This window comes from Pseudoalteromonas maricaloris (genome assembly GCF_024746855.1).
GTDB lineage: Bacteria > Pseudomonadota > Gammaproteobacteria > Enterobacterales > Alteromonadaceae > Pseudoalteromonas > Pseudoalteromonas maricaloris.
In genome coordinates this window covers 3,923,823-3,939,968 of sequence record NZ_CP024625.1, presented here as the reverse complement: position 1 = coordinate 3,939,968, position 16,146 = coordinate 3,923,823, and the positions used below count along the sequence as shown (strand labels likewise).

Genomic DNA, 16,146 nt, shown 5'->3' with positions numbered 1-16,146 from the left:
CTGTCAAATAAGCGGGGGCGAGCCCCCGCAAATCATTTAGTTTGTTTATTCGAAGTTTAGGCTAGTTGTGATCTGCTACGATTTGCAAACCTGAGTAAGCATTATATCCGCGGATCATCACCCAATAACGCCCAGCCCCTTCATTTAGGCTGCAAGACTCAGTATTACCGGAGCGATAAGGACGACAAGTCCAATTACTGGTGGTGGGCTCTGCACCTTTTAGTACATACATATCAGCATCACCAGTGCCACCGCTAGTGTTAAATGTCACTGTATTTGCGCCAGCTGGCGCATCGTAATAGAAGAAAGTTTCACTGCCGCTAGCACCAGCAAGCCCCGTTTTTGCAACTCCCTTGATAAGCTTTTGCTCTTCACCTGGCAGCGTTACGGCAACTTGTTGTGTTGTTGACGCGGTGTCGCCATTACTATCTGTCACGGTGAGTTCTACGGTATAGCTGCCAGAGTTTGTGAAGCTATGTGAAGTTTGCGCGCCTGAAGCGGATGCGCCGTCACCAAACTGCCAACTATGCTGTGTAATAGAACCGTTTGGTGAGCTAGATCCTGAACCATCGAAGCTGCAGCTTAGGTCATTACAGCTGTAAGTAAATAACGCAACAGGCAATGGATCAGTAGTGCCATTATCACCAACAGGAATTTGGCCACCAAAGTGAGTAGAAACCTGAGGCCAAATTAAGCTAATTTTAGCGCCCTTATTGGTACAGCCACCTAAGTGGTGTAGCGCAACAACATTATTGGTTGAGGCTGCAAGTACTGGCGAACCTGACGAGCCACCAATAGTGTCGCAGTAATAGCCTATATCTGTGCCGGTACCTCGACCATTCGCCGTTGCTTGGTTAACAGAGCATAGTCCATTGGTGTCTTGATCAGACTCAATCGACAGTTCTTTAGGGTTACCTGAACCATGTTGAGGAATGTAAATACGCTCGCCCTGCGATGGATTACGCACATCTAAGCCGAAGTAACCAAACGGCTGAGCTTTAGCGAAATCATTGACGGTAAACAACGTATAATCTAGCGTATAATCTGTTTTAAGGAAGTCTTTACCTGTGATCTTAACCACAGTCTCGCGCTGACTGCCGTTACAGCTCGTGCTTTGATAATTAAACCATACCTCAGTATTTGCCAGCTCTGATGCGGATCCCACACAGTGATTATTGGTAAACATGCGGTTATCTGCACCAACACGCCAACCCGTACACAAACGACTGCCGTTCATAAGCAGTCTGGCGACTGGACGCGAGCGCTCGAATTCCACCGGGTGCGATTGCGCCCAGCACTGCACGTCTTTGCGTTCCATTGCGCCACAAGTTGACATGGGCGTCACATCGGTCAAGCCCTCAACAGTTGCTTGCCCTTCAGTACCATGATAGTAAAAATCGACTTCGGGTGTTTTGCCTGCATTACCTTGGCCTGGAGTATATTCAATGATGACTTTATCAGCAGAGACTGACATAGCAGAAAACTGTTTAACGCCGTCATCGCCGAGGCTTGGATCAACCGTTGCTGCGCGGAGGCTTCCTTGGGTGTATTCATAGCGCTCGCCACTATCCTCCGAGCGAACAACGAGTTTACCGCCGTTTGCAAGATTGAGGTTCTTAAAGTGTAGTTTGATGTAGCTTGCATCTGGGTGTGAAACTGTTTGCACAATGGTCTGTGTAGACGTTGAAGTATTTGTAGCACTGTTTTGAGTAATAAGTGGAAGGTTGAGATCGTACTTTTTACCAATCATTGCCTTGCTAGCTTTGCTGGTATACTCCATCATCTGAGCTTCTGTTAATGGCGCTTGTGCCATCGCGATACCAGATGCTAAACCTAATGCTGTGACAAGAATGTGTCGTTTCATTGTTATTCCTTTTGAGTGTGTGGTTATCCAACTTGAAATTAAAAAGTTGGGCGTCGTTCAATACCAAGCCTTGGGTGCACTGTAGAGCACGGCCAATGAGTGGTATGTTTTTTGAACATCCACACACCAAAATAGAAACAATAATGTGGTTTGTAAAGTTTTATATATATTATTTTAACATAAGTTTTACTTAACTTATGTCATTCTTTATTTTATATCCTCATTACGAACCAATAAATGGTTCAACATATTTTGCTTGGCGGTGTATAGGTCCTTTTTATACTGCTCTCTAGACTTATTGACTGCTTGCTCAAAGTATTCAGATGCGGTTTGGTATCTTTGCTCTAAATAAGCAATTTTCCCAAGCTCGACATAAACTTCCGGCAAGTAATGATAATTCAGCAATAAAGGCTCAATAAGTTTTTTGGCTTTTTTATAGCGCTGTTGCTTTATGTAGCTCGAAGCTAACGAGAGGGTATCGAAAGGGGAGGTAGGGCTTTTTTCAAGCTCCGCTAGGATCATATTCTTGAGATTAGTTTGGTCTTTGGGAATATAGTTAAGGTAATTCAATAATAAATTGGTGCTGGTGAGGTGATTGTTGAAGGCATAATCATAGATTTGCTTCGCACTATTTCTATCACCAACATGCTTATGTAACAGCGCGGCAATATTGATAGCTTCAGCGTCTCTTGGGGCGTATTTGAGCGCGGCAGACAACAAAGAATAACTCATATCATAGTCAGCTTCCAACAAAGCGGAAACGGCTAAATTGGTATAAAACTTTGCGACTAAATCTTCATACTGCGCATTCCCTGAAAATACACTATCCTGCTCAGGGAAATAATCAACAACAGTTCCGCTAAAGAAAAATCTGTTATTTAGAGTTGCTAATTCTTCCTTTGGTGTAATTAGTTTTGTCTTAAAATGGCTTGATGTGAGTACGAAATTTTGGTTCTTCTGATAGATGGGAAAGCTATCGACTTTGGCGTAACTAGTTTCAATACCGAGAATATTGGCATAGGCCTGAGATAATATAGCTAGAGAAATGCAATTTCCGGACTGCTGATTTAGCGACTCACTGGCTATGAATGTTTCGCCGTCGTAAGAAAAGTGGCCAATTTTTGCCTGAAGGAAATTACCAAGAATTTCGTCTTTGGTTACACTTTTACCTCTGAACCGCTCAACATAGGTTAATAAAGCTTCTTCTTCTTGCTTAGGTAAAGTGAAGATTTGTTGTTCTGAAGGAACTGATTTCAGCGCAAAAAGAGAGTGGTTGAATAGAGAAGTCACATCTACCTTCTGTCTCATGTCTGCTGTAATGGTGTGAGTGGAATTGCATCCGCTCAAGCCAATGCTAGTAAGTATAATGAGTAGCCACTTCATCGTAATTCCTTGTATTTATTTATATACACCTGTATTCCAGCCTTGCCATCTATTCAAAGTTGGATGTTAGGTGTTCAGTTGTATTTTAAAAGTTAGCTCTTAAAATGCGCGCCTTCAAAAATAAAACCTTAAAAATCATAAATTTACAATGTGTTTTTAAAGGTTTTACAGCACTTTAACTTTGCAACAATTTAGACATTTGGAGTTGGCATTGAGCGAATATTTACCGATCGTTTCTTCTTTCGTTTTGGTTTTAAGCTTTGTTCCTTTGATTAGGAAGATCCGTAAAAATCGCAGTGTGTCAGGTGTATCACTGTTAATGATGAGTTTTGGTGTTGCACAAAGCTCTTACTTTATTGCCTACAACGTTTTCTTTGAACGTTTTTTTATGGTGCTGCCTTTTGTTGTTACAGGTTCTTTAAGTGCACTTATTTTATATTATTTTATTCGGTACAACGCAAGCTCGAAACAGCGTAATCAATTAGCACTCTTGCTTGCTTTGTCGACGTTGCCATTTGGGCTTTTATTGGCAAAGGACATCGAAGCTGCTGCGTTGCTCAATGCGTTAACTTACTTAGGGCTAGTGATGAGTTCAATTCGCGTTATGCCACAAACCTATAAAACGATTAAAAGCGGTGATGTCTCTAACTTAAGCGCCAGGTATTTCTCACTGCAGTTTTTAGCGGGAGGAATTGGATTGGCTGCAGAGCTAAGTCTTGGTCATGTGAGTGTCGCTCACGTGTTGATGTTTGTGATGATTTTACTGACTAATGCCGCACAATTAGGTTGTATTCAGTACTATCGCTCTAAACCTGCTTTAGCTTAGTGATATAACCAGACAAAACAAGGGCTAGCAAATTGCTAGCCCTTAACGTTTTCGCTCATTTCACTCGCGTAATACAAAAGCTTTTGAGTTACGCTTCTAGCGCTTTTGTGATCATACGGTCGATATACGCTTTATGTGCCTTAGTTGCCTGATCGGCACCCCAAGCTGTGCTCTTATCCAAAATACTCTGCAGCTGGAATAGCGCAGCGGCTTTTGCCAAATTGTCGTATTTGCTCGCTTTGCTCAAGCCTGCGACATTAATCAAGCGAGAAACGTACTCTATTTGCAGGTTTTGGCTCAGTGTCGTTGCATTCTTATCAGCAACGAAAATAGCGGCGGTCAGGTTGTTCATCACCTCGTTTAGGCTGTATTCATTACCATAGTACTCAGAGTCGTTGATACGTTGTAATACATTCGCGTGTAGTACTTGGTCTATTACAGACTTTTGAATGCCAAGTACCATCATATGGACCCGGTTTGGAAGATATCACCTTGGTCAACGCCTAGAGGGGCGATGTGAGCTGCTGCGAGGTCCATTACGGAGCTTGCTATGATACCGTGTGTTTTTGACTTGTCGCGTACTTATTTAGGGCCCCACAAAAGATAAATTGCATCTACTGCCGTTACTCTCCGATCCCGGAGTGAATGCTCCGATTTCGGAATATCATCTGACTTTCGCAGTTACAATTTTTTTAACTTATTGAAATTTAAGATTATTGAATTTTGGCATAAATCTCGCTCTTAGCGCTTAGTCAGTTAGGAGGGGAAATGGATCTAGTCAAACCAGTGAAGCCAAAAAAAACCACACACTATATCGTTGTTGCCTGTTTAATGGCGGCGATAGTTGTTTATTTGCTGTGGCAACAATGGGCGCCTCATTCTAGTGTGATGCGCGCTGAAATACTGGTAGCGGAGGTGAAACAAGGTCCGTTTACCTTATCAGTAGATAGCTTTGGAGAATTACGTAGTGCTGAGCAGTTTTTATTAAACGCGCAAAGCGCGGCTATCGTTAAAACTATCCACCATAAAGCGGGCGCAATTGTGCACAAAGGTGAAGTGATCGCCGAGCTTGTGAGTCCAGACTTGGCGTTACAGGTTCAACAAGCCAAACAAGCTTTGCGTCAGTCGTGGGCAATAAAAGAGCAGCTGTTACTGACTCAACAACGGGAGCTGTTAAACGAACAAACACAGCTGATGCAAAAACAAGGCGCGCTAAAAACCTTAGTATTGCGTCACCGCGCGGAGCAAAACCTTGCACAACAAGGCATTATTTCCGCGCTGAACTTTGCCCAAACTGAAACCAGTTTGAGTACCTTACAACATGAAATCACTATGTTAGAACAGCAAGCTAAACAGCTTCAAGCACTGCATGGTTCGGCGCTTACACTTGCCAACGAAGAAATTAACATTCGCGAGCAAGAACTCAATAACTTGCTGGAAAAACAACAACAACTGGAGATTAAAGCCAGCACTTCAGGGATCATTGAGCGCATGCCTCTGGCGCTTGGGCAACGAGTCAATGTTGGTGATGAATTAGCATTGATTGGCTCTAACCAGTCGTTGGTGGCGGTATTGTCTGTGCCACAATCCCAAGTGCGCTGGGTTGAAACTGGGCAAGACGTGATGGTGAACATGCAGGCCAACAAAGTAAAAGGCAAAGTGCTCCGAGTTGACCCTGTGGTGACAAACAATAGTGTGGAAGTTGAGGTGAGTTTACCAAATACATTACCAAAGCAGGCACGCTCGCAGCTGAGTATCTCTGCCAGCATCGCCATTAAGCATCTTGCCAATGCCACCTATGTGCAGCGCCCCGCCAATGCCAAAGAAAATCAAACGCAGACCTTATTTGCCCTGACTAGTGATGATAGCGCAAAGCCAGTAGAAATCACCTTTGGTGCTTCAACTGGGAAATATATTGTTATAGATTCTGGCGTTGAAGCTGGGAGACGATTAATCATTTCTGATCTAGCCTATCTTGCCAGTCTAGATGAGACAATCTTATTAAAGTAGGAATATCAAAATGATAGTGCTTAAAAATATCAATAAAGTGTTCGAAACCGAAGAGCTGCAAACACACGCACTGAGAAATATTTCACTGGAAATAGCAAAAGGCGATTTTATTTCGATCTCTGGCCCCTCTGGTTGTGGTAAATCTACTTTGTTATCCATCATTGGTTTAATTGACCAAGCAACAAGTGGCAGTTATACGATTGGTGCTCATGATGTAACAACCCTGACGCTTGATCAGGCCGCTGAGCTTCGCAATGAGCATATTGGGTTTGTCTTTCAGGCCTTTAATCTCATTGATGAAATTTCGGTATTCGATAACGTCGCTTTACCCCTAAAGTATCGTCCTGAGAAGTTGAGTAAGGCTGAAGTAAAGCTACGAGTCGAGTATTGTTTACAAAAGGTTGGATTGTCGCATCGCGTTCAACACAAGCCAAATCAGTTATCAGGCGGGCAGCAGCAGCGTGTCGCGATTGCTCGTGCTTTGGTGACTGAGCCAAGCATTCTACTGGTGGACGAACCGACGGGTAACTTAGATTCGAAAAGTGGCGATCAGGTGATGCAATTAATCGCTGAATTGCATCAGCAAGGCACCACAGTTTGTATGGTGACACACGATCCACGTTATGCCGATATGGCTCCAAGGCAGGTGAAATTGTTTGATGGTGAGCTGTTAGGCACCGTCGCTTCTGCTCAATCTGTTAGTCAACGAGCATAGAGAGGGCACCATGCAAGTGTTCAACTTAGGCCGTGCAAATATTTACCATGTTAGTGTGGTGACTACGCTGAGTTGCGTATTCGTTGTGATGCTGGTAGCAATGGGGATGTTACATAGCCTGTATTTCTCACCTCTACCATACCCGGATTCAGAACGTATTGTTAAACTTGAATACCCGATGTTTGATGAAAATGGCAACGAGAGCAGCGAAGCCTTTAACTACCCATCATTGATGCATTTATACGAGCATAAACCTGCCGCAATGGAGCAACTGGCGATGGTGCATTATGCCGAGCAATTGCTTACCTCAGATGCTGATGCCCCTCAAGTTGAATCGGCTTATGTCTCGCCCGAGTGGTTTAGTATTTTTGATATGCCGCTTGCGATGGGGCGGGTTATTACCGAACCTGTCGATGAGAGCAGCCCTGTGGCTGTGCTGAGCTTTCAAGCTTGGCAAAACCACTTCAATGGCGATCCTAATATCTTAAATAAAACGCTGCGTCTGGATGAGCGGGAGTTTACGATTGTCGGGGTGGCGGCAGAGCGGTTTTATGAACCTAACTTAAAAAAGCTCACGCACAACACTGCGGTATGGCTACCTTGGCAATATAACCTAACTTTAGAGGAAGCAAAGCCGTACTGGTGGAACCGCTATGCGGTTAATTTGATGGTGGGTAAACTGGCTACAGGTGTGAAGCATGCACAAGTTAGCCTCTCACTTTCCAACGAAATGAACACACTTTGGCGCAGCAAAGTGAGCGATAGTGAGTATTTTGCGAAGTGGCATATTGGCATTCGCGCGGTGCCGTTGAAATCAATTATGCTCGGTAAGTCTCCCTTATTGTTATTTGGAATGTTTGTGGTATCGCTTGGCTTACTCGGTATAGCACTCTTAAATATCAGTAACTTATACCTTGCTAGACTCAGCCAGATCCAGCGCCGGCTGGCAATTCAAGCGGTGGTGGGAGCAAAAATAAGAGATATTGCGCTGATGCAGTGGTTACCGCTGCTAGCACTTTGCTCAGTATCGCTCGTGGTTGCAATTGGCGCGTCTTATGTTATTTGCCTGTGGCTACAGACAGAACTCGTGGGACTGTTGCCGCAAGCGCAGCTGATTTCGTTAACCTGGCAAAGTATACTTACACTGGGATTGGTCGCTTTATTGACGAGTTGCTTATTGTTGTTAGCTGGAATGTCAGCAATTCGCTTTCGTCACTTAACGCACATGCTAAAACAAAGTGGTAAGGGGAATGCCGTTGTTGTGAGTGCGCGAGTGCAACGGATCATGGCGGTGAGTCAGTTAAGTATTTCTATTATCTTGACCTTCTTCTGCTTTAATGTCGGTGTTGCTGCCATATCTCATCTCAACAATGCTTATGCGGTAGATCTCAAGAATAAATACGAAGTCACGTTTTATGCTCCTGACACAATGCCGAGAGACGAATACCGAGAAGTCATGCGTCAAGCCAGTGAAGCCCTAGGGAATACCGCAGAAGTAATCGCGGTGAGTCGAAGCCGTTCACCCATCGGGCAAGGCGTTGGCACTTGGTCATTGCAAGAAGTCGAGACGCTCGAACGCGTGCATCCGGTTGGCCGAGTTGTGGATAGTGGTTATCTTGAGTTTTTTTCTTTGCCGTTACTACAAGGTCAGTTTTTCGATAGTGAAGCGGTGCGCCGCGGTGAGCAGCAGTTAATTATCAATAAGACCTTTGCAGAGCAACTAGGTGGAGAGGAAAAGGCGCTAGGCAAGCGCTTGAGTTTTAACATTACAGACGAAGATGCAGCGTTTGAAATTATTGGTGTCGTTGCTGATTTAGCCGTGCCAGGCGAACCCGCACTGCCGCATGTGTATCGAGCAGTACAAGGAAGTAATACGGCGTTAATTAAGACTAAGCAGCCAGTTACTAAATCCCATTTTTTAGCGCTGCTTACACAAGTTCATCCAGCATTGAAAATCTTTAGTTTTAAATCACTTACTGCGCAGCGTGAGCAATACCTGTTGACCGATATCTTGGTTACCTATGGAGCACTATTTATCTTTGCGTTGGCGTTGTTGCTCGTGATTATTGGCCTGTTTGGTGTCTTTCGTTATAGCCAATCACTTAAGGTTTCTTATTACGGCACGAAAATGGTGCTGGGTGCCAAACACAGCGATCTAACTCGAGAGGATCTTAATACCCACTTTAAGCACATAGGTATTGCGTTAATGATCTCCCTGACAGGCTGTTTATTATTGTCGCCATACTTTCAGCAAACATTTAATGTGGCAGAGTTTTCGATTGCGGCTGTGGGGATAGTGTTGGTATCGAGTTCGTGTTTGTACTTTTCACTACAGCAAATACTGCGCAGGCCACTCAATGCATTAATCAACCCATCTGAATTAGTGAAGGGATAAGCATGACATTATGGCATAAGCTATTGAGGCGTTTGAGGTATAGGCTTAATCTAATGTTAGTTGTGTTATTGAGCGGCGCTTTCGCTGCTATGATGATGAGTATTGGCTTATCATGGCAAGCTTATCAGCCGCTACCTTATCCGCAAAGCGATAAACTCTTTTGGCTGCAAGGGGATATGTTAGATGAGCATCACAAGGCGATCATGGAAAATGCTATTTCCACGCCTGTTGCGTGGCAGCTTGCTCAAGACAAGCAATTGTTTGATAAAGCCTCCGCAGTATTGTATAGCCACAGCTTACTACGTGGTTCAGTGGTTGAGCCGAGGATTGAGACAACTTACGTCAGTGATGATTTCTTTTCGCTCTTTAATATTGCTTTAAAAGAAGGGAGGTGGTTTTCCCAAAGTAATGAGCTTGGTACAGCACCTAACGAAGTCGTTGTGACAGCGTGCTTTGTGCAGCAATATTTTCCTGATGAAAATATTATAGAGCAGAGCATTCAGCTAGATGATCGTCGTTATATCGTGGTGGGAGTGGTCGCGTGCGATGAGTCTGAACCACAGTTATATCAATCTAACCGCAGCAGTGAAGTATTCCTGCCGTTTACGCAGGTGATGGGTGACCGTATTACGGGTATGGATCATTTGGCGGTAAGAAGCGACTTATTTTTTGTAGGTCGTATAAAGCAAGGCAATGTACAGGCGCAGTTAACGCTTTTACAAGCACAGTTTCAAGTTGCCTTTGAGCAAGCTCAGTTAGAACAGGCGATATCTGGTCGTGCGACGCTCAGGTTTTCGTTGTTACCACTTGCAGATAAACTAAAAGGGCAGCTAAGAACAACGACGCAATGGTTATCACTTGCAGGCGTTGGGCTACTTGTCATTACCTTAGTGAATGCATTTTCACTCTACTTGCTAGACTTTAAAGCCAAACAAAACAAGCTGGCACTGGCTATTGTACTCGGTGCTAAGCGCGTTAATCTACAACTAGAGCAGTGGTGTTATATCGCCTTAATTTTTTTGTTTGCGTCATTGTTTGCTATAGGGGTAGCGAATGCTGGCGTTTGGCTAATGCAGTTTTGGGCAAAGGAGGCTTTAGCACACGCAGTTTGGCTAACGCTGCCTTGGTGGAGCTGCTTGTTGGTGGTTGTCTTTGCTCAACTCTGCGCATTGGTGTTTGTAAAACTGGCAATGTCTCAGGTGTCATTTAAGGATATTCGTAGTCAACTAAGTGGCTCAGGAAAGGGACAGGTCAAACAATTACCTAAGGCAATGAGCCAAGCCTTACTCGGATTGCAAATTGGTGTGGGTATAGTCACAATGAGCTTTGCATTTTGGCTATTGAGTTACTTTGGCGGGCAGCTAAATACCTCAAGTGGTTTTAACTCAAATAACCTTTATTTTGTTGAGTTACAGCAAAGTAACTACGATCGCAGCTCAGATGCTATTAAAGCAAGATATAATCAAGCGATGATAAACTTGTCGGCGCTTAGACAGCTCCCAAGTGTCGAGAGTGCTGCTCTAGCTGGCGTATTACCCCACGAGTTTGTATTTCTGGAGCCGCTAAGCTTAGTTGATGATGGCAGCGACTCAGTCGTTGCTTATTTACAGCTCAGCGGGCCCAATTACTTTAGCACCTCAGGCCTAAGATTTATTGCTGGTGGCGGATTCTCTGAGGATGACTTAGCTATCAATGGTTCGGGGAAAAAAGTGGTGCTCAATCAGCTTTTAGCACAGCGCCTTGGCGTAACAGCTGCAGATATCGGCATGACTATCTACGACAGAAATCAGCGCCCTATTACCCTTGTGGGTATTGTTGAAAACACCTTTAGGCATACCTCCCAAGCACAAACCTTGGCTTATCTACCTTTTAATTTTATTAGTGGAAATATTCTGGTGCGAGCCAAAGCGGGAGAGAAATTAGACTTGCATACGGTTACCGCCTTGTACAAGCAACAAAACCCAAGCCAATCTATTTTAAAGCTCGTCGATATTAAATTACGTATGCAGCAACTCAACAAAACAGCCAAGCTGAGCTTTTTAGCTGGGCTGATGATCGCACTGATGATGTTGATACAGGTAATTGCAGGTATGTATGGTTTGCTCGGCTACCTCGCCATATTAAATGCGCCAGTCTTTAATATTAAGCGTTTAGTCGGTGCTAAGGTACGCGATGTTCTTATTGAGCAGTGTTGGAGTCGGGCTTCTCTCGTGTTAGTCGCGGTGGTTATTGCTGTTTTCTTGTCTTTAGTTGTGGCGAGTATGTTTGACATCTTGAGTCCGCTGCTTGGGGTCTATCTGTTGTTCGCTATCGTATTGGTAGGCTGTATCGTTCTAGCGCTTGAGCTTCACCATGTCACTAAGCAGATCTAGGGTGAAAATGTGACAAAAAGCTGAGGAAATTGTTATGTAAATTGCAAAAGCCGTAATTGGAAAGGTCTTTTTAAATCAATGGTTTTGGTGATTAACTGTTTGAAATAACTTTATAATTCCCACTGTTTTTCGATAGTTATAAAAAGTTGTTCTAAAGGTGTAACAGATTCTTACAAATGTCACATCCGAGAACGCGCTAAACTTGGTACTATACGGTCAGAAAATTATCAATAGGTACTGTCATGCAAGCTAAAACTTTAAAATGGATTCTACCCTTTACCGTGCTTATAGTCGGTGTTGTCGGATTTATGTTCGTCAATGCCGTTGCTAAGAGTGAACCTGAGAAGCAAGAAGTCGATTCTCGTCCTGTTGTTGAAGTTGAAACTCTCGCTGCGCAAGATCACCAAGTTGTGATCCAAAGCTATGGCGAAGTAAAACCGCTAGAAAGTACACAACTTTCTATTCAAGTATCGGGCGAAGTTGAATTCTGGCACCCTAACTTTGTTGAAGGCGGTGTGGTACAAAAAGGCGAGGTGTTACTACGTATCGAGCAAGATAACTACGAAGCCGCGTTACTACAAGCAGAAGCAGAACTTGCCAGAGCCGAGGCGCAGCTTATCGAAGAGCAAGCACAAGCTGATGTAGCTGCTGATGAAGCAAGAAGATTTCCAAATAAAAAGCATACCGACCTATTTTTACGTAAACCACAGGTCATGAGCGCCAAAGCCTCAGTAAAATCGGCAAAAGCTGCACTGCAGCGTGCAAAGCGAGACCTAGAAAACTGCGAAGTTATCGCGCCTTATAACGCACTAGTGGTGAAAAAAGACGTTGGTCTTGGTCAGTTCGTTTCTATGGGTAGCTCAGTTGGTACGGTCAATAACATCGAAACTGCGGAAGTGATTATTCCTATCGCGGGTTTTGATTCTGTGTTTTTACCTGAGCGAGTGTCAGGCCTTGCCGCTACGGTTTATCAGCGTGGTGTGAGTGCTTTCACTCGTGAAGCGGTAATTGATAGAGATTTAGGTACTGTTGACCAACAAACGCGTATGAACAACTTGGTGGTGCGTATTAACGACCCGTACGGTCTTACAACGCGCCAGCCAGCGATAAAATACGGTACGTATGTACAAGTTAGCTTTGCGGGTAAAACGTTAAAACAAATCTACCGTCTACCTCAGGATATCGTGAATAATCAGTCGGTTTGGTTGCTTAATCAAGATAACCAGCTTGAGCCACGTAAAGTGCAAGTTATCCGCGAAGAGGGTGAGTTCTTCCTAATTGGTGATGGCATCACAAGTCGCGATAAAGTGGTCATGACACCACCTGAATATCCACAAAAAGGCATGGAAGTTAAAGTTGCTGGCACGGACTCCTCATCAAAGCCAAGTAGTCAGCCGGAAAAGCTGTAACAGCAAGGAGCGACCATGAGTGATATAGAAAAAACATCGCAGCGCGGTATTATCGCTTATTTTGCGAATAATACGGTAGCGGCAAACTTGTTGATGGTCTTCATACTGATAATGGGTTTTATCAGTTATATGACTATCCAAAGGCAAATGTTTCCAAACTTTGAGATCAATTATGTGACGGTGTCAGCCGTGTATCCTGGCGCGTCTCCTCAAGAAATTGAAGAGGGGATCTTGATCAAAATTGAAGAAGCATTAAAAGACGTTACAGAAATCAAAAAAGGGGTTTACCGTGCCGCTAGAGGCAGCGGTAGTGCGCAACTTGAAATCTATAAAGATGAAGACCTAACGGAAGTAGAAGATAAAATTCGCTCGCGTGTGAATAGTATCGCGACCTTCCCAGCGTCCATGGAGCCTGTGCAGGTTCAGCTTATAGAATTTCGTCAAGACGTGGTGAACATCGCGCTGGCTGGTAATCTACCCTTGAATGCCCTCAAGCCAATTGCCAAAGAAATCGAAGATGAATTATTAGAAATTCCAACGATTTCACTGGTTGACCGTTCAACCCCTGATTACGAGATTGGCATTGAAGTTGATCCAGATGCTCTGCGCCGCTACAACCTAACGATTAGTGATGTAAGTAGCGCAATTAGACGTTATTCGACCAACATTTCAGCAGGTCAAATCAGGACCGAATCTGGCATTATTGCAGTGCGTGTTGAAAATCAAATGTACCGTGGTAATGAGTTTAGAAACATTCCTGTTAAGGTCGGTGATAACGGCGCTAAAATTTATCTTCAAGATATCGCAGAAATTAAAGATGGCCTGACTGAAGGTGAATATTACTTCCGTTTGAATGGTGAAAATGCGGTATTCCTGTCGGTTAAAGCGACCAAAGACCAAAATATGATCCCAATCGCGAAAGCGGTACATAAATATATCGAAGAGAAAAACGCTAAATTACCCGCAGGCTTAAGATTAGAACCAATCGTTGATATGACGTACTACCTGAACGCTCGACTCGAGATGATGAAGAGCAATATGTTACAGGGGGCGTTACTTGTCGCAATCATGCTGACTATTTTCCTACGCTTCAAATTAGCGCTATGGGTAATGATTGGTTTGCCGGTGTGTTTCCTCGGTGCGTTCCTATTTATGCCAGCACTTGGGATCAGTATTAATATTGTATCGCTGTTCGCCTTTATCATGGTACTTGGGATCGTGGTGGATGACGCCATCGTCATAGGGGAGTCCGCCTACTCCGAAATTGAACGCAAAGGCCACAGCGTTAAGAATGTGGTAATTGGCGCTAAGCGTGTTGCAACGCCAGCAACTTTCGGTGTATTAACAACCATTGCTGTGTTTGCACCTATGTTGTTCTCATCTGGTCCTGAAAGTGCATTCTTTAAGTCAATCTCGGGCGTTATTATTCTGTGCTTGGTATTCAGTTTGATTGAATCCAAATGGATTTTACCAGCGCACATTGCTCACACTAAGATTAAACCACTACGTCCAAACAGTCGTCGTGCTGCATTTAACAAGAAGTTCTTTGCATTTGTAAACGGACCATACAGACGCTTTATTCAGCGCTGTGTTGACTGGCGCTGGACCGTATTATTAACTTTTGTGGCGATGCTGGTATTTAGCTTTAGCTTAGTGACTTCGAATTTAGTGCGCTTTATTCCGTTCCCTAAGGTGCCTGAAGATTATCCAAAGATCGAAATTACCATGAACGACAACGTATCAGACGAGCAGACCATTACAGCGATGCAGTCTATTGAGTTAATGGTACGCAATGTCGATAAAGAGATTGCTCAAGAGTTCGGTCAAGGCATGATTAAGGATGTATATTCTTGGAACCAAAGCCGCACTAAGGGCTCGGTGTTATCGACATTAGTTGATGAAGAGCAAAGACCATTTACGGCTTTTGAACTTGCACGTCGTTGGCGCGAGGCAATGCCAGAGATCACCGCAGTGAAATCAATCATTGTGTATGACAGTGTTGGCGATCAAAGTGGTGGTGAGGGTGAATTTGGTTATCGCTTGCTAGGTTCTGATATCGAGACCCTCAATGCGGCGGGCAGACAGCTTATTTCTATGTTGCAGCAGCAACCCGGGTTATTTGATATCAGCTCGAGTATTGACCCTGCAAGTAAAGAAATGCAGATCGCGCTTAAGCCAGTGGCTTATGAGCTTGGCTTGCAACTTGCTGATGTTGCGATTCAGGTTGGTAATAGTTTTTACGGTGGCGAAGCACAGCGTGTTATTCGTGATGGCGAAGAGATCAAAGTGATGGTGCGTTATCCTGAACTAGATCGTAAAGCTTTGGCTTCACTTAAGCGTACTATCATCACAACGCCAAAAGGCAAAGAAGTGATGCTAGGCGATGTCGTAGAGTTTACCGAGAAGCCGGGTATCAATTATATTCGTCGTGAAGATGGCTTTAGAACGGTATATGTATACGGTAGCATCGATGAAGAGCTGATTGAGCCAGATGCCGTGGTTAAGAATATCGAAGAAAATATCTTACCAGAGCTACTAAAACAGTTCCCAGGCGTAAAAACTAAGCTAGGTGGCAGTGTGGAAGAGCGCCAAGCACAAACCAGTGAGCAGATCTTATTCTTTGCCGCAGGTATGTTGATGGTTTATATCCTATTGGCTGTGCCGCTGAAGAGCTATGCGCAACCGCTTATCGTGATGTCGGTTATTCCGTTTAGCTTAGTTGGCGCGCTATGGGGTCACTTAGTGTTTGGCTTAGATATGAGTACTATGTCTATGTTTGGACTAGTAGCCGCCGCAGGGGTCGTGATCAACGACTCATTGGTAATGACGGACTATATCAACCAAGCACGTGCCGAGGGCGTTAAGCTTAAAGAGGCAGTTATTGAAGCGGGTTGTGCACGCTTTAGGGCAATCACGCTAACCTCTATCACGACGTTTGCTGGTGTAATGCCAATCATCTTTGAAACGAGTCTACAAGCAAGATTTGTTATTCCGATGGCGGTATCACTTGGGTTTGCAGTGCTATTCGCAACGCTTATCACGCTGGTGTTAGTGCCGGCCCTATACATCATCTTAACGGATATGCAGGGTGCGGGTTCACGCTTAAAAGCGAAGATCAGACGCAAGCCTAAATCTGGCGATAACCAACTAGAGAAAGCAGAAGCTTAGAAAC

9 protein-coding genes and 1 pseudogene are annotated in these 16,146 nt (G+C 44.1%); 7 read left to right on the top strand and 3 right to left on the bottom strand.

What is annotated here, in order from left to right:
- Positions 1-61: 61 nt before the first annotated feature.
- Complete coding sequence (locus CTT31_RS17460) at positions 62-1,864, bottom strand: PKD domain-containing protein (protein ID WP_211858853.1); 1,803 nt, start codon at positions 1,862-1,864, stop codon at positions 62-64.
- A gap of 207 nt (positions 1,865-2,071) precedes the next feature.
- A complete protein-coding gene (locus CTT31_RS17455) occupies positions 2,072-3,247 on the bottom strand; it encodes a tetratricopeptide repeat protein (protein WP_260491656.1) in 1,176 nt (391 codons plus the stop codon).
- Between the two features lie 211 nt (positions 3,248-3,458).
- Here CTT31_RS17455 and CTT31_RS17450 point away from each other — a divergent pair, with 211 nt between their 5' ends.
- Positions 3,459-4,073, top strand: a complete 615-nt coding sequence (locus CTT31_RS17450) for a PQ-loop repeat-containing protein (protein WP_045987867.1) — start codon at positions 3,459-3,461, stop codon at positions 4,071-4,073.
- A gap of 88 nt (positions 4,074-4,161) precedes the next feature.
- Here the strand turns inward: CTT31_RS17450 and CTT31_RS17445 are convergent.
- Positions 4,162-4,548, bottom strand: a pseudogene (locus CTT31_RS17445) (zinc-dependent metalloprotease); the annotation flags it as partial.
- A 293-nt stretch (positions 4,549-4,841) separates the two neighbouring features.
- Between CTT31_RS17445 and CTT31_RS17440 the strand changes: the two are divergent.
- The 6 genes from CTT31_RS17440 to CTT31_RS17415 all read left to right on the top strand — a co-directional run bounded on the left by CTT31_RS17440 (position 4,842) and on the right by CTT31_RS17415 (position 16,142).
- On the top strand, positions 4,842-6,083 hold the full coding sequence (locus CTT31_RS17440; protein ID WP_260491654.1) for an efflux RND transporter periplasmic adaptor subunit: 1,242 nt from the start codon (positions 4,842-4,844) through the stop codon (positions 6,081-6,083).
- 10 nt (positions 6,084-6,093) lie between these two features.
- Entirely contained in the window at positions 6,094-6,798 is a 705-nt protein-coding gene (locus tag CTT31_RS17435; protein ID WP_039493341.1) for an ABC transporter ATP-binding protein, read from the top strand.
- Positions 6,799-6,808: 10 nt separating this feature from the next.
- Positions 6,809-9,193 (top strand): ABC transporter permease, encoded by a 2,385-nt coding sequence (locus CTT31_RS17430; protein ID WP_260491653.1) that lies wholly within the window; start codon positions 6,809-6,811, stop codon positions 9,191-9,193.
- A 53-nt stretch (positions 9,194-9,246) separates the two neighbouring features.
- Positions 9,247-11,565 carry an ABC transporter permease gene (locus CTT31_RS17425; protein WP_260491652.1) on the top strand — a complete coding sequence of 773 codons (2,319 nt, stop codon included), beginning with the start codon at positions 9,247-9,249 and terminating at the stop codon, positions 11,563-11,565.
- Positions 11,566-11,807: 242 nt separating this feature from the next.
- Positions 11,808-12,974: an efflux RND transporter periplasmic adaptor subunit gene (locus tag CTT31_RS17420; protein ID WP_130127164.1), complete on the top strand. Its 1,167-nt coding sequence runs from the start codon at positions 11,808-11,810 to the stop codon at positions 12,972-12,974.
- A gap of 15 nt (positions 12,975-12,989) precedes the next feature.
- Positions 12,990-16,142: an efflux RND transporter permease subunit gene (locus tag CTT31_RS17415; protein WP_260491651.1), complete on the top strand. Its 3,153-nt coding sequence runs from the start codon at positions 12,990-12,992 to the stop codon at positions 16,140-16,142.
- Positions 16,143-16,146: the final 4 nt, after the last annotated feature.